The following is a 21,763-nucleotide window of genomic DNA, read 5'->3' as shown; positions in this document are numbered from 1 at the left end:
TAAATGGCTACAACAGGATTGAGAGATATTCAAGTTGGCGTTTTTGAGGATGACGTCGCCAAAGAAGCAACCGAAGTATTAAAAGTACCTGGCGCAATTGAATCAAAATTAGAACCAAGCTCGGAAATTGCAGTACTTTATGGGGATGACGGTGTATTTGATCAAGAAGGCTCGGGCGTAGGTGAAGCAAAGCTAGAAATAAATGTGGCTGATCTTACAACAGAAATGAAGAACAAATTGCTAGGCGCTGAATTAATTGGCGGGTGGCTTGAGACATATGGAAAAGATACTGATCCGCCTTTCGTTGCCCTCACGTTCCGGCAAAAGACAAAGGGCGGTTTTTGGTATGTGGGGCTTTTACGAGGAAAATTCGGCATCCCATCCACAGAAGGTAAAACAAAAGAGGATAAAGTCGAATTTATCACGCCAACCATTGAAGGACAATTCATGCCCCGTAAATTTGACGGCTTAACTTATGTCATGGCGCATAGTGCAAGCCCTGGATTCACTGAAAAGGGATTTTATGATTTTGTCTTTAAAGGAATTGATACGACTGACGGCGACAACGGAACAGCAGAAGCACCATCAAGCACCACCACAAAAAAATAGTGTTTTCTGATAGCCAGGTAATTTATTTTACCTGGTTAAACTGGATTCATTAAAAAATATACGAGGTGTTTAATATGTTGAAATTAACTATGATTGATGCACAAACAAAAGAAGAAAAAACGTACACAAAGGATATGCCGTCAGCTCGTCAATTAAGACGAGCGTTCGAACTGGAAGCACAAGCAGAACAAGGAAATATGGAAGCTACAACAATGCTTGACGAAATGATTGCCTATGTTGTGGATGTATTCGGGGAGCAATTTTCCTATGATGACTTTTTAGACAACATTCCGTCTGACAAGGCGTTTGAAACCATTGCTGATGTATTGATGCAAGTGACAGGTCAAAAAAAGGGAAACGACGGCTTGAAAAAGAAAGCGGTGAAAGCACAGAAATAGAGTATTTAGAAACGTGGCAAGATTACCTAGATTCATTAGATGATATTTACGAAGATTTGATGAAAGAAGGGTACAAGTATCATGAAATAGACAACATGGACTTGAACGGATTTTTGCGTCTTGCGAATCGAAAAGGACAAAGCGAGGGCAGCGTTCCAATAGATCAAATTTTAAGACCAGGAGGCTTTTAAGCCTTCTTTTATTTTTGAGGAAAGGAGGTAAACCATATGGCAACGGAAGGGCGTCCGATAGGCTCTTTAGTCGTTAATACGACGTTAGATAGTACAGGGTTTGACAAAGGCGTCACAGCCTTGAGGCAGCAGCTTAAAACGGCACAGTCAGCAACCAAAGCAACCGCAGCCGAATTTAAAGCATTAGATGACAAGCTGGGCGAAAGTAAAAGTAAGGTGTCGGGCTTGTCGGATCAATTGAAGATTCAAGAAAGAATTGTAGATTCGTATAGACAAGCATATGAAAAGCAAGTTGAGCAATATGGAGAGGGATCAACCCAGGCGCAGAAATATGCACAACGTTTAAACTCTCAAATAACAAGCTATCGCAACATGCAAAACGCTTTAAGGCTTTCACAAAGCCAGGTTGAAAGACTTGAACGTGCCGAATCAGAAGCAGCAAACAGCGCCGACGATTTAGCAACAAGTCATCAAAATGTATCTAATGATGTAACGGCAGCGGGTAAAGAGGTTTCCAAACTCTCAAGCATTTTAAAGGGCGGATTTGCTACGGCAGCGGTGGCGGGTACGGCAGCCATTGGAGCATTAACGGCAGCCGTTGGCACGCTTGGCGCAAAAATGACGGCTGATATTCAAGCGTCTCAAGGTCGTTTAAGAGCGCAGCTAGGCTTGACGGGTGATGAAGCCAAAAGGCTCACAGGCATAGCAAAAGACGTGTGGGCGCAGGGGTTCGGAGAGAATTTGGATGATGCAAGGAATGGTTTGTTTCAAATTAAACAAAATATCCGAGGCATTGCAGACAAGGACCTTACGGACGTAACCAAAAAAGCCCTGGTGCTTGCTGATGCTTTTGATTCCGAGGTAAACGAAGTTGCGAGAGCGGGCAACAACCTTATGAAAGGTTTTGGCGTGACTGTGAGTGATGCGTTTGATCTCATGACGTATGGCGCACAAAACGGATTGAATTTTTCCAATGAGATGTTCGATAACCTTTCCGAGTATTCAACGTTATTCGGAAAAATGGGTTATTCAGCACAAGAATATTTTCAATTACTCGTCAATGGAACAAAAGCGGGCGTTTACAACCTGGATTACGTCAACGACGTCATGAAAGAGTTTCAAATTCGTGTCAAGGATGGCTCGAAATCGACTAATGAAGCAATGGCGAGTATGTCTAAACCGACACAAAAGGTATGGCAAGACTTTTTAAAAGGTAAAGGGACCGTCAAGGATGTATCAAACACCGTTTTAAAAGAGCTTAAAGGCATGAAAGACCAGGTGGACGCTAACAATATCGGCGTGGCTCTTTTCGGGACAAAATGGGAGGACTTAGAGGCTGACGCCATGTATGCCCTGGGCGGCATTGATGGAAAAATCGGTGACGTAAAGGGCAAAGCTGACGAAGCAGGGGCAGCATTGCAAGACAATCTAGGCACACGCTTTAAAAAGATCGGGCGTCAAGCACTGTCAGCGCTAGAACCATTAGGAGGCGCAGCAGCTACATTTCTTGAGAAGGCCTTTAATATTGCTGATCCAATCATGAAAGAAATGTCCAGCGCTGGCAATACAGTAAAACAGGCAATGGCAGGCATTTGGGGCATATTGCAAGGCGAGGGAAGCGCTGAACGATTAGAGGGTTATGGCATATTATCGCAGCTTTTCCCGCCTGGCGTGGTTGATATGATTGTAAGCACTACTGATACAGTAAAAGGTGTGATTGATAGTATAAAAAGCTCGTTTCAAAGTATGCAACCGATCTTTCAGTCGATCGGCAGAATTTTGATGAGTGTATTTGTCACAATGGCGCCGATTGTAAAACAAGCCCTGGGCGGAATCTTGTCATTTATCGGACAGCTTGCCGCAGTGTGGGGAACATTTTGGAAAGAAAACGGTGGCGTTATTACACAAGCCTTACAAAATATATGGTCTGTGGTCCAATTTGTCATGCCGGCTATACTTTCGATCATACGTTCGATTTGGGGGAACATTAAAGGTGTTGTGATGGGCGCAATGCAAGTTTTACAAGGCGTCATAAAATTTTTCGCTGGCTTGCTGACTGGAGACTTCGGTAAGATGTGGCAAGGCATCAAAGACGTGTTTTTCGGCTCGATTAAAGCGCTTTTGAATTTTGTTCAACTATCCTTTTTCGGAAAGATTCTCGGGATTGCGAAATCACTAGGGAAAGGGCTATTAGGCATCTTCCCGAAAATGTGGTCTAGCATTGTCAGTTTCTTTAAAAATGGTGCTGCAAACACCGGGAAAATGGTCACTTGGCTTAAAGACAAAGCCGTTTCAATTGCAACAAGCATGAAAGACGGTATGGTCAAACGTTTTTGGGACATTGTAGACGCAGCCAAAAAATTGCCGGGTAAAATCGGTAATGGTATTAAAAGCATGGCAGGGGAGGCGCTAAAAGGAGTCAAGGCATTAGCAAATAAAATGAATAACAAACTATCCTTTGTTGTGAATGGTGTTATCGGTGGTGTTAACTGGGTTCTTGGTAAAGTGGGCGTGCCTAAAGAAAATCAAATACCGGAATGGACACCGCCAAAATACGCAAAAGGGACAGGCGGACACCCAGGGGGACCCGCCATTCTAGGGGATGGCGGAATGCAAGAACTGTTTATCACCCCTGGCGGTCAAATGGGGCTGTCTCCTTCAACTGATACAATGATGAACCTTCCAAAAGGAACCGAGGTATTGTCGGGACCTAAAACGAAAGCGTTGTTTGATGACGTGCCATTTTACAAAGATGGTACAGGTAAGGGCGGCAACTTCATTTCTAGTCTTTTCGGTAAAGTGAAAGACCTGGTACTAGATGTGTCTGACTTCATTACAAAGCCTAGCAAGCTAATGAATACATTGCTTCAAAAAATGGGGATCACGACCCCGAGCATGGCAGGCGGCTTTGGTCAGATCGTCAAAGGCAGCTTTTCTTTTATCAAGGACAAAGCGGTTTCCTTTATTAAAAACAAGATAAAAGACTTTGGTTTTGTTCCTGGTGAGGGAGGCAGCGCAGCCGTCAAAAAGTGGGTTGCTCAAGCAATTGCGATTAAAGGAATTTCCCCATCTTTTTCAAAAGCGCTTGAAACGATCGCTATGAAAGAATCAGGCGGAAACCCTACAGTCGTAAACAATTGGGACAGCAACGCTAAAGCGGGGCATCCGTCCCAGGGGCTTATGCAATTCATTCCGTCTACCTTTGCAGCGAACAAAGAACCTGGTTACGGAAATATCAAAAACCCTGTACACCAGGTTATTGCGGCGATCAACTATTTGAATAGTCGGTATGGCGGAATTAACAAGCATCCTGGTTTAGTCAACATGAGAAAAGGCGGCAAGTACATTGGCTATGATAAAGGCGGTATCATTACCCGCAATCATGTGGCAGAAGTCCACAAAGGGGAAATGATTTTACCTTTAAGGCAGTTTAGAAGAAACCGAGCTATGCAGGTGCTTGCTCAAGCTAATCGAATGGTTGGCTATCAGCCCGAGCAGCCGGGACAAGGTTCTACAAATGTAATTGTACAAAATGATAGTGCCGAAGCTATTAAGCAGCTAGAAAACAAGTTTGATCAAATGATCGGCTTATTGACACAGATCGCCATGAAAGACACCACGATAAATGTTGAGGGACTAAATAAGTACAATATGGATTTACTCAAAAATAGGCAGCGTAGGGGAGGGTTTGCGACTTGAGCTATGAATTTTATACAGATTACGGGGAAGGGCTTCAATTGATCAGCGAGCGCCTTCCCTTTTTACGTTGCGTAAAATTTACGCCTGTGTCGGCTTCAATCGAACGTCAAACGGCGGTTGTGGCAAATAGACCAGGATTAAAACAAACGTCGAAAAAAGTCCGTTTCAAAGAAAGAAAAATCAAAGCACGATTTTATATTAAAGCAAAAAGCACGGATCAGTTTAATAGATATAGAGCGGCACTTACTAGGGAACTTGTAAGAGAAGAACCCTATTACATTAGTTGTTCTTTTTCACCTGGTATACGTTACCTGGTGACGTGTGACGACGAAATCGAAATCGAAAAAGATGACGGGAAAAATTATAAAGAAGTGGATGTGGAATTCACCGCAGCGCTTGGGCTTGGCGAAACCGTTTTTAATACTGAAAAGCCCTTGAATTTAAGCGGAGAGTATTTTTATCTCGGCATGAATTTACCGAGTCAAGACGATCTGAAATATCGCTTCACATCCAAGACGTTTAAAGTCTACAACGCTTCTGATGTGACAATTGATCCGATTGACTTTGATTATAGCGTCACGCTGTATTTAACAGGCAAGGACGTGAAGATACGCAATGATGCAACAAAAGAGGCGTTAACAATAAGGGGATCGGTTTCCAAAAAGCAAAAAATTATTATCACAAGACAATATGTCATGATTGATGGGAAAATGGCGGACACATCCGGGCGCTTTCCGAGTTTGCGTTCTGGCTTTAATCCATTTGAGATCGAAGGCGCATCCAGTATTGATATGCGGTTTGTCTTGCGCTTTTACTATAAGTAGGTGAAATGATGAATCAATTATTTGTACAGTCAAAGCACGATCCAACAAATAAAGTACCCTTGGAACATGTAGAACCCGAAGTCTCGGATAAATTAGACGGCACAAAGCAATTATCATTTCAGTGTTTACAAATGCCTGAAACTGAACTTGCTTTCGATATGCTTGTAAATGACAACGTATTGCTTGTAGATGAGATCGAGCATAAAGCGCAGCGTTATATCATTGTAGAGGATGAAAAGCGCACAGAAAACGGCGTGTCATTTCGAAATGTGACGGCTGATCATATGTATATTGTTCGTCTGACATTTAATCAAGTCGACGAAGAAATTAACGGAGAAATAGACATAGACACAGCGCTTAAACACGCTTTAAAAGGGAGCGGCTTTTCATATACCATCATGCCGGATGCTAAAGGCTTGAAAGCCAAACTAGAAGGATTCGGCAAGAAAAAGTCGTTAGAGCTGATGAACGATCTTATATCGGCTTTTGTCGTGGAACTTGATGTAAACAACGATCATATTTACGTATTCAAAGAAATCAAAAAGCGGATCAATTACAAATTAGATACCAGGGCGAATATGAATACTATTAGTGTTAAAAGCAGCTTGTCCGAGTCTTACACACGAATAAAGGGTTATGGAAAGGTGAAGGAAGAAAAGGACACAGCAAGCGAGGAAACAAAAGGCTATGATAGTAAATCGGCGAAATGGAAAACAAACAGTGATTTAAACGCCATGTATGCGGAGGACGTTGGACAAACGTTCTCTTTTACGTTTAAAGGGACAGGCTTCAGCGTGAAGCTGATCAAAGAAAAACTAGGCGGGAAAATCACGTTCAACATAGATAAAAAGACAAACAAAACATTCAGCACGTACAAAGACACAGGCAAAGAAAGTCATGTGGTTGAAACGGTTGACGTGATCCGAGGTCTTGAGGATAAAGAGCATACGGTCGTTGCAACGTTTAAGGGAAAGGACAGCAAAAACCCGAACACGAAAAAAATGAAAACGGGTTTCCGGGTGAGCGTGCCTAACGGGAATTTTATCGGACTTTATCGGACCTTTAAAAATGATGAAAAGTACATGTTCCCACCTGTGACATACATTCACCCGGACGAAAAACTTTTTCTTGTAGACGGTCGCCCGAGAGTAGCGGAAACAGTTTACGAGGATTCCATTTCAAAAAAAGAGGACATGGAAAAACTTCTAAAAGAGAAAGTTGACCCTTATCCAAAATTAACTATCGAATTGGATTTCGAAAAAGTGTATGATCCGAAGCTCGAAGCGATTGAGGACAACATTTGTAAAGGCGCTATTGTTCCAGTCATAGCGGATACAGCATACGGCATCCTGTTTGAAGGAGAGGTAAGGGTACAGGAAATCAAATACAACCCTCTCAATTTAGACATGAAGCCGTCTGTCACGCTGACGAATTATCGTAAAGACATTATTGACTATCAACTAGAACAGACCGTCGCAATGAAGAAGCAGCGGGATTTAATCAAGAAAGAAATAGCCGAAATGCTTGAGGCTCAAAAGAGCATAGCAAGCAGCACGCAAAATCAATTAAATAATATCAATACAAAGGTTTCTCAGGATTTGAGCTTGTCATATTCAAGCGTTACGAAAACCTGGTCAATTGATGATAGCAGTGTTGACGGTGTGGAAATTGACGAGGTAGGGAACACCGTTGATATTGATATAGGAATTGACATAAAACCGAAAAGTCCCAGGGCGGGCGTTGATTTTGATTTAAGTCTAAAGGGAATCACGGCAGGCGCAACCGTTGATAGTACCAACCCAAGCGGCATGAATATTATGCTTGCTAAAGACGGTCAAAGGATCAGCCCAACGGCTGCCGATATACCAAACGGCGCACAAATTAATATTTCATTTTACTTAGATAGCTGACGATCAAACGTCGGCTATTTTTTATGAAAGGAGCTGATAGCATGGGAAGGTTCAATTTATTGAAAGTCTTTAAAATTGGCAGAAATGCAGAGTTTGAAGACAACCTATCGCAAAATGCAAGATCAATAGAAAACGCTTTGAACCAACTAGACATAGAAATCAAAGAACATAAAGGGAGCGAAAAAGCTCACGAAGCGGCAAGCATCATCCACAGAGGAAAAAGCGTTGGTCACTGGCTTAATAGTTTATGGTCTAGATTGATTAACTTAATTGTAAATCACGACGGTAATGACGTGAAAGAGGTCGTGGATGGTCGGGTTGCAATAGATGCTACCATTCATCCAACCTTAAACGACCGACTTGAATATGACTTTGATAGGTTGGAGCAGAAAGTGAATGACATGCTTTCAATTCTGTCTTTGCAGCCGTTTCTAAACAAATACGGCAACTTTACGAAAGCTCTTCAAGCTGCCCTTGATTTGTCAAAAGATCGTCCCATTTGGCTTTATATTCCTTCGGGTGGCTACACGCTGCGTGAACGGGTGAGGATTTATAAAAACACTCATATCACTTTACAGGCAGGTGCAAAGATCAAGCGTGGCTTTGTTGGCAGCATGTTTGTAAATGGTGATTCAAATGAGAGTTTCACCGGGTACAAAGGGCACGGAAACTTGATCATTGATGGACAAGGAACAATTGACAGCATGGGGCATGAAATCAAAGAGCAGTGTTCTATTTTTGGCTTTGCTCATGCTTCCGGCATTATCATGCGAGACCTTACATTGAAAAATGTTTGCGGGGGACATGCTTTCGATTGTGCCGGGAATGAAAACGTGTTGATCGACAATGTGACATTTGAAGGGTTTGCTGATTATGTGGGGGATAGATGGTTTTCCGCAGCGGTTCAAGTCGATTTGATGAGATCATCGGGCAATTTTGGCGCTTTTGGCGCTTATGATCACACACCGACAAGAAACCTTACAATGCAAAATTGTACTATCCGTAAATCAGCAGAGCTTGGGGGCTATCCTAGAGCGATAGATTCACATACAAGCACGGACGGCGTTCTTTATTCGGGCATTCGATTTCTCAATAACAAGGTCTATGATTGCACAGAATGGGCGGTGTCGGGCAACAAATGGCAAGATGTATTTGTTGACGGCAACACTTTTGAAAACTGTTCCGGCGGCGTTAGAACGTTATTGCCTGGACCAAACAGCATTTATACACAAGATAAAAACGGAAATCAAACGGGACGTGTTAATAAGACAAAGCGTCACACAATTACAAACAACAAATTTAAAAACATGTCGGCTGACCATGCAATCCAGGTTTACGGTCGTAAAGGTTATCAAACCATTGATCATGTGGTCATTTCAAAAAATCAAATTGACGGCACCACCAGGCACGGTATTCATGTGTCAGATGTAAAGCATTTTGTTATTGATGATAATACCTTAGAAAATGTCGGGCATCATGGCATTTTAGTTACCCGCAGCACTCGGGGAAAAGTTCACCACAACACAGGACGAGAAATTCAAGGAAACGGCGTGCGGATCGAGGAAGGAAGTTGTGATTTTGTTTCTGTGGATGATAACACGCTAGAAGAGATCGGATTTTCGGGTATATCTGTCTCGGGTGATTCTGATTATGTACAGGTAGATAAAAATACAATCATGAATGCGGGCAAGCGTGGTGATGAATACGATTTTATTCTATTTATGGATGGCGTGAAAAATAGCGCCGTTCGTAATAATACAGCAATTGGTAAAACGGGAAGGTACGGTATGTATTTAACAAGCAAATGTTCATCCATTCAACACTATGGAAACCGATTAAAAGGGGCAGGGAAAGTATCAGCATTAAACGATAATAGCGTTGATCCAATTCGGACAGTTGAAAATATTACTTGATTTGAGGGGGGATATCATGACGAATCAACTTTTTAAAACTGGCGTGCTGCCTTTCGTGGTTGACGCCTATGATCAAAGCGTGTACGATTCAAAAATTGTTTTCTCAACCCAGGACATAGGCACAGCAAAGCTGGTCTTTCAAATGTGTAAAGATGGTGTGCCACTTCCATTGTCAGCGGTTGACGGAAAACTCGTACTAAAGTTTGCAAATGGATCGAAAAACATTCGGAATATCACTCTTATAGACAAGATTGAGGGAATAGCTGAATACGTCTTAGATAATGACGAAATCAAGCTATATGGCAAGGTTCAAGCGTCCTTGAATTTGTATTATCGAAACGGACAAGCCTTGTCAATTCACGAATTTACATTTGATATTCAGCGCAATTTAATTGACCAGGACATTGCCCCGGCAGCGGAATTTTATATTGATGATTTTCAATCGTTGAAAAAACAAATTGAACGCATGGCAGCGGAACTTGAAGCAGATATAAATAAACGAACTGACGATATGCAAGGAAAGATTGATAAGATCACGAAAGAGCTTCAAGAGCAGCTTGATCACTTGAAAGAAAAACTAGGTGATCTCGAAGTACTTGAAACTAAAGAAGGCGCACAAGCTAAGGTAGATGAACACGCTAAGAATACAAAGTTGCATGTCACAGAAGAAAAACAAAAATCATGGGATGCAAAAGAAACCACAACTGGGTCACAGGCAAAAGCAGATGCAGCACTTTTAGCAGCCAAGAAATATACGGATGAACATGCTAACAATAAAGAAATACATGTTATACAGTCCGATAAAGATAAGTGGAACAACGGTCAATTATACAAAATGACGCAAGATTCAGGGACACGAAAATTGATACCTGATGGTTCTGATTTACTCACTTTACCGCCTGGGTTTTATTTTGGGATTAATAACAGGCTTTTAAATAATCCTGATCCATCTGATACCGGGTGGTTTAATTATGACGTGTCCGAAAGTGGATCGGGTAGAAAAATGATTATAGCTGTAGCGAGCTACAAGAATACGATGTGGTATGGAACAGTTCATACTAACGGGGATTTTAAAGGGTGGAAACGTGTGGTGACTGATGCTGATTTAACTAGCTCATGGAATCAAGTTACATTAGTCACGGGAGTAACAAAGCACTTTGCGGGAAATCCTCTCCTATTCTCAATTCGTCAAAATACGCTTCATCTACGCGGGTCTTTCGAGGGAATACCGGCAAATGATGCTGTAATTGCACGTTTTGCTCAAAAACCGTCAACAAAAGCTGTGTTTGTCGGTGCAACGGTAGGTTCTTATGGGGCAGCTAGATTTACATTAGAGAAAGATGGTTCTTTACGTTTTGATGGGATGTCTGCAAACGATAATTCTTTTGTAAGCAGGTTTGAAATAAATGAATCTATTCCGTTGTGGTAGGAGGTAAGATACATGCACATTTATTACTATGACGAAAATTTTAAATATCAAGGCGAAGATGTAATTGATCATGACGAGCTGCCGAAAAATGCTACGGATGTAAGACCACAAGAGGGGTTGTATCTTCCCGAGTATGACGAGAAAAAAAGAGTGTGGTTTGAATCAGCATCTAAAGAGTATATAGAGAGCTTGCAACCAACGCCGCAGCCGTCAAAAATAGACCTCATGGAGAAACAAGTTGCCGAGCTTTATTACTTGTTTGCATTAGGGGGTGATCCATCGTGAGTGATTTCGATTGGTTCAGTAGAATCAAAGGTTTTTATGATAGAGAATTATGGACAAAAGAAATGGTTTATAACACAGTAGCAGCGGGGAGAATCACACCCGAACAATACGAGGAAATAACAGGTGAGCCGTACGAGGTATAGGCTTATTTTTTATGTTTATGGCGGGAGAAGGTGAGAGTGATGGAAATGGATATTGCACAGTATTTAATGACACAGGGACCGTTTGCGGTTCTTTTTTGTTGGGTGCTGTTTTATGTGTTGAACACGACAAAAGAGCGTGAGAACAAGCTAAACGAGCAAATAGACGCACAAAATGACGTACTAGCAAAGTTTAGTGAGAAATATGACGTAGTAATCGAGAAATTAGATAGAATCGAAAGAAATCAAAAATAAGAAAAGAGGTATTTAATATGAAAAACTTTGACAAAGGCACGGTCGTTCGCACGGTGCTTCTTTTTATTGCATTGATCAACCAAGGACTTATCATGTTTGGCAAACCTGTTTTGCCGATCAGTGAGGACCAGGTCACTTCGTTGGCTGAAACATTGTACCTTGCCTTCTCAATGATCTTTACTTTAGTGACAACCCTTGTTGCATGGTACAAAAACAACTATGTGACAAGTCGAGGTAAAGCCCAAAAAGAAGCGCTGCAACAAAAAGGATTAACAAAATAAGAGCTGCCCCAGGCGGCTTTTTTAATACTGAAAAACAATTTTAAGGAGACGATGAACAATGGTAAAAATCATTCAAGACTTCATTTCAAAAGGGAATAACAATCGACCAGGCAACTATATGAAGCCTTTATATATTACGGTCCACAACACAGCCAATACAGCAAAAGGGGCAAACGCAGCAAGTCACGCAGCTTTTGTTAAACGATCTAGTACAGCCGTTAGCTGGCACTACACTGTGGATGAAAATTGTATCTATCAGCATTTACCGTTAAACGAAAACGGATGGCACGCAGGAGACGGCAGAGGCAAGGGAAATATGAAGTCGATCGGCATTGAAATTTGTGAAAATAGTGACGGCAATTTTGAGAAGGCAGTCGAGAACGCTCAATGGTTGATTCGCCAATTAATGACGGATCAAGGCATTCCATTGTCAAACGTTGTGCCGCATAAGCATTGGAGCGGGAAAGAATGTCCACGCTGCCTGCTTAATCGTTGGGACAGCTTCAAAGCCGGTATTGCTATTGCTCACACAAATAAAAAGCCGACTGTTAAACCAACAAAAGCAGAACCATCCAAAACCGCAGCTTCCAAGCCTCCTAAAAAGTCATATGGTTTGCCAACAGGCATTTTAAAAGTTACAAAGCCTCTTACGAAGGGAGCGGGAGTAAAAGCCGTACAGCAAGCCCTAGCGGCGGTTTACTACTACCCGGACAAAGGCGCAAAAAACAACGGGATTGATGGCTATTACGGACCGAAAACAGCGGATGCAGTCAAGCGGTTCCAGTCGATGCATGGTCTTGCTGCCGATGGCATTTATGGACCAAAGACTAAAGCAGCTTTAGAAAAGCTATTAAAATAAAAAACTATAGACATAAGACTATAGATAAGAAAGCTATAAAATAAACAACCCCCTTCTCCATTAATGGATAGGGGGTTCTTCTTCTATATGTTGATTTTTTTGATCCAACGCAGTGGATATGATATCAAGACCAATGTATAAAAAGCTAACAAAGAAAGATAAAATTAATACACCATTCCCCCATATAGAAACTTCAATTATCTTTAAATTTAGTACATATTTAATCGTGAAGTAAATAAGAGCCCACGAAGCAAAAAATTCTAAAATATAAGTTATCCATTTTGGGACCTTCAACAAAAAAATGATTCCTTTCCCTATAAATAAAACTATAAATGACCAAAAAATTACGATGATGCTAACTAACAAAGAAAAGGTCACTAAAGAGAAAAATGAATCATAAGTTATGTATTCGCCGAAAAGAAAATTCACTCCCAATGATACTAGGTAAAGCATGAAAGTTGGAATAGCAATAACGAAACCAAGGGAAAAACATATTAGTAAAATAAGAAGAACGGCAACAATAGCACCTGGGGGTTCATCTACAACATTTTTTTTCCTTAAAAAAGTATAAAATATGATAGAAACTAAAAGGAGTATTAAAAAAGTCAATGAAATCACATAAGAAAAAGACAATATATACCCTCCATAAAAAAGCGCTATTAGAAAACTAATAGCACTTATTGTTTATTTAAATAAGAGTAATGATGAATTTTGACAAAGTTTTAGCAACATCTTTAGGTGCACCCATTTTAGTAAAAGCTTTTATGAATTGTTTTTCAGTCCACTTTTCGCCCTTATCCATTACCTTTGCGATTTTAGCAGAATTCTTTCTGATCCAAGCAGCAGCCTTTGGATTAAAGGGTTTCAATGCTTTTGATAGTAACCACCCACCAGAACGTAAAGCACCTCGGAATGCTTTATATGTCCATGAAACAGCCCCTTGAGTAGAAACTTCCCCGTTTGCGGCTGTTTGAGTTGTTAAAGCATTTGACTGAATAGGGCTAGTGCTGTTATTTGTTGCGGCTTGTTGTAAAGATGTTTTATATACCTTCGTATGTACTGGTGCTATTGATTTAGTTGGCTCCGCTGCAAACGCAGAAGTCGCACCAAGACCGGAAGTTAATAAAGTTGCGCTTAATAGTACAGGAACAAACTTCTTTCTAAAAGTCATAGTAATTTCGCCTCCGAAAATTTAATGAAGAGGCTGTTTATAGTGCTAAAAAAATCTTGTTGTTCAAGCCTCAATTATAAAGTACATCTTGAGAAAAAACAGTGGCATATTTCTTAAATTCTTATAGGACTTTTATATAAGATAATCACTCCTTTCTTGATTTACATAAAAATTGTAACAACAACCAAATTAAGGGTAAATAGTATTTTAATACTGTATTTTTACAACATTATATATTTGTGTGTCTATATAATTGTATTTTATTTTTATGGAAAAATTGCGGTCTCTTTTCGGTGTGGAATTATTCTGAAAATGATAATATATGTCATTATAGGGAATGTAAAGGAAGGGGTAGGGTCTTATGGAGAAAGTGCTTTCTTCTCATGTCGGTATGAAAATCAATGAATGGTATTACCATATTCAAAGATTTAACGTGCCGGACGCCGAATCATATAAAGAAGAAATAAAATCTTTGCTCGATGATATGGAGGAAAACCAGGATTTATTATTATATTTCTCACTCATGGAATTCCGACATAAATTAATGTTGGATTATTTGAATCCATTGGAAAATGGAAAAGAGCGTGCCGACTTTAGAGAGTTAGCAATGAAGATCAAAAAGGATCAAGAGAAATTGACAGGCTTACTTGACTATTATTTTAATTTTTTCTATGGAATGTATGAATTTGAAAATTATGAATACCTCAACGCCATTACCTTCTACAAACGAGCAGAAAAAAAGCTATCTCTTGTAAGTGATGATATCGAACGTGCCGAGTTTAATTTCAAGATAGCGGAAATCTATTACCACATGAAGCAAAACCACATGTCAATGCACCATATCGCCCAAGCAATAGAATGTTATCGAGAAAAAGAAACTTATACTGTTAGACAGATACAGTGTTCCTTTGTCATTGGATTAAATTATATTGATATGGGTTGCCCCGAAAAAGCAAAGCCTCATTTTGAACATGCACTAGAAAAAGCAACGGAAAGAGACACTAAAAGATTAGTAGGATCAGCGCTTTATAATATAGGATTAAGTTATTTTCACAATGATGAACTATTAATGGCTATAAAATACTTTAACGAATCAATCCATTCTTTTAAAGAACAAGGATACGAACATTTAAATAAAATTCTTGATCCGATGGTTATGTTGACAAAGTCATACTTTAAAACTGATCAAAATGATTTAGGATTATACGCCTTAAACGAGGGAATAGAATTGGCAGGAAAATTGAAAGACGACATATTTATAAATACATTCACTCTATTGAGATCATTGTATTTAGAAAACAATGTTAATCGTATAAAAGAAGCAATGGCTTATTTGGAAACAAAATCTTTTTATGCGAATCTTGAAGATTTATCGAAAGATGCGGCGAAGCATTATAATAAGGCAGGAGATAAAGAGCATGCAAACGAATTTTATGAGAAGATTCTTTATTTCCAACACCAAATTAAGAGAGGGGACTGTCTTTATGAAATTTAAGTCAGTAGCAGCCGTATTAATAATTGTCAGTATGTTAGGTGCTTTTAGTTATGTTTCATCAAACGATATCCATAATGAAGCCCAACGAGGACACACAACAAGTATCGGTTATTTTGCTTAATTAAAAAAGCCCTTTTTAGGGGCTTCTTTTTTATTTGAACCGCCATTCCTTTTTCTCTTTATCCCATGTCAGATCATTTCTTGACATAAGATTTTTAACGGCTTTTCTTATAGATTGTTCGTCTTTACCTGTTTTTATTTTTAAGTCGTCCATTGTGGGGTTCTTGCGGAATCTGCTCATATTATATATGATCCTGTATAGCTTCCTCTCAAGATCATTCATGAAATCACCACCGTGAACTATTTTATTTGAATATCTTTTTCATTAGCTTGCCGGATGCTTTACCCGCAGCACGTCGCATGATACGTTTTCCGATAGTACCCTTTTGAACGGCGTTGACGTCACCCAGGTATTTTGATGTTTTATAAAGGAATGATCTTAATTTATTTATGTTCATGTATTTCACTTCCTTCATTAATATGTATTTATGTGGGCACACCCACAAAACACCCACAATCTTATGACGGCTTATTATTTTATATGACGCAAAACAAATATAAAACGTGGGAATCACTATCACAAGAGAACGTATGTTTGTATGTGATCCCCAAAATTAATTAAGTTCGAGATGGAAGGGTCTATTGGATAACCTTTATATATCAAAGGGTTGAGGGGTTTCATCCCGCGCCAACTTGGTGTCGTGCCAAGTTCGTGCCAAGTTGAAATTACCTTTTTGTGTAGGAGGCGAACTTTTTAAGTTCGTCTTCTTCTATTTTTTCGGTTACATCAACATAAGTATCAGCTTAATAAGTCAGTATTTACTTCTCTTGTTCGAAGGAATTGGCTAATTCATCTACACTAGCAATTTAAGTAGAGACCTCATGATGCATAAGTAGATACAAGCGGACAACCTCCAATTTTTTATCTGTTTCCTTTTCTAACAGACTTCTTATACGTTCAATTTCCTTATCTATATTTACAATATCCGTGGATTATCTTCTGTTAAAGTATTCATCTTCTACCTCCTACCCAATGCACTGAACTATTTTAATAATATCAAATTATGTAAAAAATTATTTGCTAAGTTTTAAGTAGAGAATGTATTTTTTTCAAAAAAAAAATTGTATGTTAAAATCATTCTATGGAGATCTATTGAAATCGAGGGAAAACGATGGATAAAAAAGAAGAATTAAAAAAACTCGTTGAAAAATTTAAAAGTAATGAAAAGTATTATACCGAAGCTAAAAGCAGATATAACGAAACTGATACTAGAAATGAATTTATTGATCCTTTTTTTGAAATATTAGGTTGGGATATTCATAACAGAAATAATGTAAGACCTAATTTAAGAGAAGTAATGCGTGAAAACTATTTGACTTCAACATCCAGACCAGATTATGCATTTACACTATCGGGAGTAAAGAAATTTTTTACCGAAGCAAAAAAACCGGCAGTTAGAATTCTTTCCGATATGGAATCAATCTTACAAGCTAGACGTTACGGATATAATGCGAAACACTTAATTACGGTACTTACAAACTTTGAGTACCTTCTTATATATGACGCAACCGTAGAGCCGAAGGAAACAGATAACCCTTATACTGCTCTATTAATGCAACCTATACATTATAGTAAGTATGAAGAAAATTTTGACGAAATTCAAAAACTGCTTTCAAAAGAAACTGTCTATAGTGGGAGTTTTGAGAATAATCTCGAAGATTTAGTGAACCAAGGAGTACATATGCCAATTGACGAGCTATTCCTACAACAAATTAGGCAGTGGAGATTACTATTAGCAAATGAACTGTATAAAAGTCACCCCGAATATTCGCTTGCTATAATAAGTGACTTAATACAAAAATTTATTAATCAAATGATATTTTTACGCTTATGTGAAGACAGGAATTTACCAATATATCATAACCTACAAAAAACCATTGAAGATCCAAATGAAGTCCAAGAAAAGATGCTAAAAATGTTTGAAGAAGCTGATAAAAAGTACAATTCAGGTTTGTTTGATGGAGACCATATTATCATTGATCTAAATAATCAGATAATAATGGATATTGTAAACAAATTGTATCGACCTCAGAGTCCATATGAATTTGCAGTGATAGAAGCGAATTTGTTAGGCGAAATATACGAATACTTTTTAACAGAAAAATTATATATAAAAGAAGATGGAACAATTGGTCTAACAAAAAAGGCGGAGAATGTAAATCGAGATGTTGTATCAACACCAACAGAAATTGTCAGATATATGGTGAATAAAACTTTAGCACCAACAATTGAAGGGAAATCTCCACAAGAAATACTAAAAATAAAAATTGCTGATATTGCATGTGGTTCAGGTGTATTTCTTTTAGAGGTACTTGATTATTTAATTCAATATTGTACTAATTGGTATCAAGACCATGAACCGGAACATTTAATTCCTGGTGAAGATGGAATAGGACATATACCTTTTGAAGATAAAAAAGAGATACTAACTTCTTGTATTTATGGTATTGATATAGACGCCAACGCAGTGGAAGCAGCAAAGTTTAGTCTTTTGATAAGTTTATTAGATAATGAAACTACTCCAACCCTAGAAGGATACAATGAAATTCTCCCAATGTTGGATGAAAACATACAAGCTGGAAATTCACTTATTCAAACTGATTATTTAGGAAAGATGAAAATAACTGATGAAGATAGAAACAACATTTTCCCATTTGATTGGGAATTTGCAAATGGAGTTCAAGATTTTGATGTTATTATTGGAAATCCTCCATATGTAACAACAGACGATATGATAAACATATTGCCTAAACAAGAAGTTGCAATATACAAAAATAAATATGAGTCATCTTATAAGCAATTTGATAAATATTTTATATTTATTGAACGAGCTTTGGGGATGCTCAAAGAAGGTGGAGTTCTTTGTTATATCGTTCCATCTAAGTTTTCAAAAATTCCTTCCGGTGTTTGTTTGCGTAAAATTTTAACTAAGAATAGCTATGTTTCGGAATTTATTGATTTTGGGTCAACACAATTGTTTGCACACAAAAAAATATTAACATATAGCTCTATTCTAACAGCTAAGAAACAACAACAAGAAGAGTTCGTCTTTGAAGAGGTTACTGATTTACAAGAATGGTGGGTAAACCAACAAGATCTTAGTAAACTTAAACGGGTAAAATACGCTAGTCATGTGATTAGTGATGCACCTTGGATTTTAGTTACTAATCCAAATGAAAAACTTCTTCTAGAAAAGTTGTATGAAAATTCCGTTAAATTAAAGGATATTACAGAAGTTTTAAATGGTATCCAAACTAGCGCAGAAGATGTGTACCCTTTTGGTTTAAAAGAAATTATTGGTGAAACAAAAACTAATTATGAAATCAAAAAAAACGGAAAGACATATCAAATAGAAAAAGGAATTGTTCGTGATTACTTTAAACCCGTAGGAAAAGAAAAAGGTAAAGGGACATATGATTATGAGATCCCAAGAATGTATTTAATATTCCCTTATGACATGGATGGGGAAATTATTGATAAAGAAACATTGGAATCTGAATTTCCCGGAACGTGGGAGTACTTAAAAGATAATTATGATCGGTTGTTACCAAAGCAGTTAAGTCCCTCTAAAAAAGGAAGGGACGTAAAACATGCTACATCAGATACTTGGTATCATTATGGTCGTAGTCAACATCTTACTAGCTTTAATAATAAAGATAAGTTAATTGTAAAGGTCATGAAAAACGAAGTTCCATTGTATAGAATGGACAAAAATGATATGCTTATTGCTTCGGGAGGAACTGCTGGTTATGTTGCAATTGCTCAAAAAGATGGTAGTCCATATGAACTTGAGTACATTCAAGCAGTACTAAGCCACCCTGCGTATCAAATCTTATCATCTATAATAGGTAGTGACTTTGAAGGTGGATTTAACGCAACAGGTACTGCTGTTCTTTATGATATGCCTGTTCGAGCTATAGATTTTGAAAACAAGGTGCAAGTTAGCTTTTATAATGATATTGTTGAAGCAGCAAGGAAGATTTATCAAATTAATGATAAGCTTGCTAGAAAATTAAGTAATAAAGAAAGAACTGTATTACTTCGTGAAAGAAGTGGTTTGATTAGAGAAATAACTGATAATGTAACTAAATTATACGGTATAGAAGAATTAATGCGAGTTTTAATGAAGGAAACAAAGGTGATGTAAATGAAATTAAAGGCTCAAAATTCAGCGCAAAAATTACGTGGGGGCTACTACACGCCAAAAGAATTAACAGACTTCATAGTAAAATGGGCACTCCATAATGAACAAACAACTACTGTCTTTGAGCCAAGTTGTGGGGATGGAGCATTTCTCGAGTCACTCTCTGTACATCCTCGGATTTCTCAATTAAAATGTCTAGCTGTTGAACTTGATGAAGAAGAGTCTAAAAAGGCGAAAGTGAGAGTTGAAAATTGTCCTAATATAGATGTTATTAATGCAGACTTCTACAATGTCTATGAAGAAAAAAAAGATTCCCTTTTTGGAACACAACAGCGCTTTGACGCCATTGTGGGAAATCCACCTTATATTAGGTATCAGTATTTAACCGCAGCACAGAGAGAAACTCAATCAGATATATTAGTTTCAAATGGGATGAAATCGAATAAACTTATTAATTCATGGGTTTCATTTGTAGTGGCGTGTGTGGAGTTGTTAAATGATAACGGTAAAATAGGATTAGTTATCCCAGCAGAATTATTACAAGTAGCCTATGCTGAGGATCTTAGATTATTTTTAGTCAATAATTTATCCCGAACTACTGTTATAACTTTTAAGGAACTTGTCTTTCCTGATGTACAGCAGGAAGTTGTTATTCTTCTTGGAGAGAAAGATAAGGACAAGCTCTCAACTTCTAAAAGTACTATAAGGGTTATTGAATGGCAAAATACAGATTTCCTTAATGAAGAAGAGGTTTTTCGTACACCTATAAATTATCAGAGAGCAATGCAAGACAAGGATAAATGGACAAAATATTTCTTAGAGCCAGAAGAAGCTAATCTGATTTATCAGATTCAAGAAGATGAGCGTTTTGTTGCTTTTTCTGATATTGCAGATGTTGATATCGGAATTACAACAGGAAATAATGAATATTTCTCAGTAAATAAAAATGTTGTTGAGGAATATGAGCTGCAAAATGTTGTACGCCCCCTTATTGGGAGAAGTTCCCATGCTAGTGGCTTATATTTTACAGAACAAGATTGGTTGGGTAATGTCAATAAAGGAACAGCAGCTCATCTTATAGATTTTCCGAATGTTCCTTATGAAGAATATCCAGAAGGACATAAAGCATATATTCGACGTGGAGAAGAAGAAGAAGCACATACAGGGTATAAATGTAGTATCAGAGAGAGATGGTATCGTGTTCCATCTATATGGGTACCTGACGCATTCTTTCTTCGTAGAAATAACACTTTTCCTAAGTTTGTTCTAAACGATATCAATGCTGTTAGCACTGATACAATGCATAGAGTAAAGTTTAATGAGGGAATTAATAGAGAAAAAGTATTGTTATCTTATTATAATAGCATTACGTTTGCATTCACTGAAATTGAGGGCAGAAGTTATGGTGGAGGAGTATTAGAAATATTGCCAGGGGAAGTTGAAAAGGTAATGCTTCCGAACCTTCAATCCTTAAATTCGGGGATTGTTGAAGATTTAATTGTAAAAATTGACCGAACGATTAGAGCTAAGAAAGATATAGAGCCTATCTTGGATGAGATAGATCAATTAGTTTTACGTGACCATTTAGGGATAGAAGAAGAAACTATTTTATCGTTTCGGATAATATGGAAAAAATTAATGAACAGAAGATTGAGCCGCAAACATAAACAAAAAGGCAAAGCAAAATTATAAGAGCCCTTTCTTTAAGTATGGTACAAAACAGTATAGTATAGAACCCACGTTTTGATGGTGGGTTCTAAAGCTATAACATCTACCTAGATTTTTTTATAAGTTGAAAACTCTTATGCCAACTTCGAGCCAAAATCGTGCCAAGTCCGTGCCAACTTGATATTATAATTCATTTTAAACCATTTGAAGAAATGGCTTTGTATCAAAGGTTTGAGTGGTTTTGTTGCAAATCAATTCGTGCCATTTCGAGCAAAGTTAATCAAGTTCGAAATGGAAGGTTCTATTGGAATGGAAGGTTCTATTGGTTAATAAAAAACATTGATGCACAACGCTTTTTGAAGGCATTTATT

Annotated in this window: 20 protein-coding genes; 16 read left to right on the top strand and 4 right to left on the bottom strand. The window is 38.2% G+C overall.

The window, feature by feature from the left end; translation table 11 throughout:
- Window positions 1-3 precede the first annotated feature (3 nt).
- The 12 genes from ACSLGF_RS05500 to ACSLGF_RS05445 all read left to right on the top strand — a co-directional run bounded on the left by ACSLGF_RS05500 (window position 4) and on the right by ACSLGF_RS05445 (window position 12,793).
- Complete coding sequence (locus ACSLGF_RS05500; RefSeq protein WP_456003176.1) at window positions 4-609, top strand: major tail protein; 606 nt, start codon at window positions 4-6, stop codon at window positions 607-609.
- 74 nt (window positions 610-683) lie between these two features.
- A complete protein-coding gene (gene gpG / locus ACSLGF_RS05495; RefSeq protein WP_456003174.1) occupies window positions 684-1,007 on the top strand; it encodes a phage tail assembly chaperone G in 324 nt (107 codons plus the stop codon).
- 227 nt (window positions 1,008-1,234) lie between these two features.
- Window positions 1,235-4,897: a phage tail tape measure protein gene (locus ACSLGF_RS05490; RefSeq protein ID WP_456003171.1), complete on the top strand. Its 3,663-nt coding sequence runs from the start codon at window positions 1,235-1,237 to the stop codon at window positions 4,895-4,897.
- Window positions 4,894-5,721, top strand: coding sequence for a phage tail domain-containing protein (locus tag ACSLGF_RS05485; RefSeq protein ID WP_106032445.1), 828 nt, complete (start codon window positions 4,894-4,896; stop codon window positions 5,719-5,721). The genes ACSLGF_RS05490 and ACSLGF_RS05485 overlap by 4 nt, the downstream gene beginning before the upstream one ends.
- A gap of 8 nt (window positions 5,722-5,729) precedes the next feature.
- The gene (locus tag ACSLGF_RS05480; protein WP_456003168.1) at window positions 5,730-7,631 is read left to right on the top strand and encodes a phage tail protein; all 1,902 of its coding nucleotides are present in this window, start codon (window positions 5,730-5,732) and stop codon (window positions 7,629-7,631) included.
- Window positions 7,632-7,672: 41 nt separating this feature from the next.
- Window positions 7,673-9,544, top strand: a complete 1,872-nt coding sequence (locus ACSLGF_RS05475; RefSeq protein ID WP_456003166.1) for a right-handed parallel beta-helix repeat-containing protein — start codon at window positions 7,673-7,675, stop codon at window positions 9,542-9,544.
- A gap of 16 nt (window positions 9,545-9,560) precedes the next feature.
- Entirely contained in the window at window positions 9,561-10,973 is a 1,413-nt protein-coding gene (locus tag ACSLGF_RS05470; protein WP_456003163.1) for a BppU family phage baseplate upper protein, read from the top strand.
- 12 nt (window positions 10,974-10,985) lie between these two features.
- Window positions 10,986-11,258 (top strand): hypothetical protein, encoded by a 273-nt coding sequence (locus ACSLGF_RS05465; RefSeq protein WP_265208112.1) that lies wholly within the window; start codon window positions 10,986-10,988, stop codon window positions 11,256-11,258.
- A complete protein-coding gene (locus tag ACSLGF_RS05460) occupies window positions 11,255-11,401 on the top strand; it encodes an XkdX family protein (RefSeq protein ID WP_106038152.1) in 147 nt (48 codons plus the stop codon). The genes ACSLGF_RS05465 and ACSLGF_RS05460 overlap by 4 nt, the downstream gene beginning before the upstream one ends.
- Before the next feature lie 39 nt (window positions 11,402-11,440).
- Window positions 11,441-11,653 carry a BhlA/UviB family holin-like peptide gene (locus ACSLGF_RS05455; protein WP_073206560.1) on the top strand — a complete coding sequence of 71 codons (213 nt, stop codon included), beginning with the start codon at window positions 11,441-11,443 and terminating at the stop codon, window positions 11,651-11,653.
- A 17-nt stretch (window positions 11,654-11,670) separates the two neighbouring features.
- Complete coding sequence (locus tag ACSLGF_RS05450; RefSeq protein ID WP_106038153.1) at window positions 11,671-11,934, top strand: phage holin; 264 nt, start codon at window positions 11,671-11,673, stop codon at window positions 11,932-11,934.
- A gap of 58 nt (window positions 11,935-11,992) precedes the next feature.
- A complete protein-coding gene (locus ACSLGF_RS05445) occupies window positions 11,993-12,793 on the top strand; it encodes a peptidoglycan recognition protein family protein (RefSeq protein ID WP_456003162.1) in 801 nt (266 codons plus the stop codon).
- Between the two features lie 60 nt (window positions 12,794-12,853).
- Here the strand turns inward: ACSLGF_RS05445 and ACSLGF_RS05440 are convergent, their stop codons facing one another.
- Window positions 12,854-13,426 (bottom strand): hypothetical protein, encoded by a 573-nt coding sequence (locus ACSLGF_RS05440; protein WP_456003161.1) that lies wholly within the window; start codon window positions 13,424-13,426, stop codon window positions 12,854-12,856.
- 55 nt (window positions 13,427-13,481) lie between these two features.
- Entirely contained in the window at window positions 13,482-13,964 is a 483-nt protein-coding gene (locus ACSLGF_RS05435; RefSeq protein WP_456003160.1) for a hypothetical protein, read from the bottom strand.
- A 361-nt stretch (window positions 13,965-14,325) separates the two neighbouring features.
- Here ACSLGF_RS05435 and ACSLGF_RS05430 point away from each other — a divergent pair, with 361 nt between their 5' ends.
- The gene (locus ACSLGF_RS05430) at window positions 14,326-15,459 is read left to right on the top strand and encodes a response regulator aspartate phosphatase (protein ID WP_456003159.1); all 1,134 of its coding nucleotides are present in this window, start codon (window positions 14,326-14,328) and stop codon (window positions 15,457-15,459) included.
- Window positions 15,449-15,580, top strand: coding sequence for a hypothetical protein (locus ACSLGF_RS05425; RefSeq protein ID WP_265208118.1), 132 nt, complete (start codon window positions 15,449-15,451; stop codon window positions 15,578-15,580). Before ACSLGF_RS05430 ends, ACSLGF_RS05425 begins: the two co-directional genes overlap by 11 nt.
- 30 nt (window positions 15,581-15,610) lie before the next feature.
- On the opposite strand, the gene ACSLGF_RS05420 is transcribed toward ACSLGF_RS05425, so the two are convergent.
- Window positions 15,611-15,802, bottom strand: a complete 192-nt coding sequence (locus ACSLGF_RS05420; protein WP_282066979.1) for a hypothetical protein — start codon at window positions 15,800-15,802, stop codon at window positions 15,611-15,613.
- Between the two features lie 22 nt (window positions 15,803-15,824).
- Window positions 15,825-15,977, bottom strand: a complete 153-nt coding sequence (locus ACSLGF_RS05415) for a hypothetical protein (protein ID WP_165378950.1) — start codon at window positions 15,975-15,977, stop codon at window positions 15,825-15,827.
- Window positions 15,978-16,691: 714 nt separating this feature from the next.
- Here ACSLGF_RS05415 and ACSLGF_RS05410 point away from each other — a divergent pair.
- Both ACSLGF_RS05410 and ACSLGF_RS05405 read left to right on the top strand, forming a co-directional pair.
- Complete coding sequence (locus tag ACSLGF_RS05410) at window positions 16,692-19,727, top strand: Eco57I restriction-modification methylase domain-containing protein (protein ID WP_456003158.1); 3,036 nt, start codon at window positions 16,692-16,694, stop codon at window positions 19,725-19,727.
- Window positions 19,728-21,416, top strand: a complete 1,689-nt coding sequence (locus ACSLGF_RS05405; RefSeq protein ID WP_456003157.1) for an N-6 DNA methylase — start codon at window positions 19,728-19,730, stop codon at window positions 21,414-21,416. It abuts the gene before it with no gap.
- The last annotated feature ends 347 nt before the right edge of the window (window positions 21,417-21,763 follow it).

Source organism: Bacillus sp. A015 (assembly GCF_053851875.1).
Note: the sequence above shows the minus strand (reverse complement) of the source record. Positions and strands in the feature narration are given on the sequence as shown.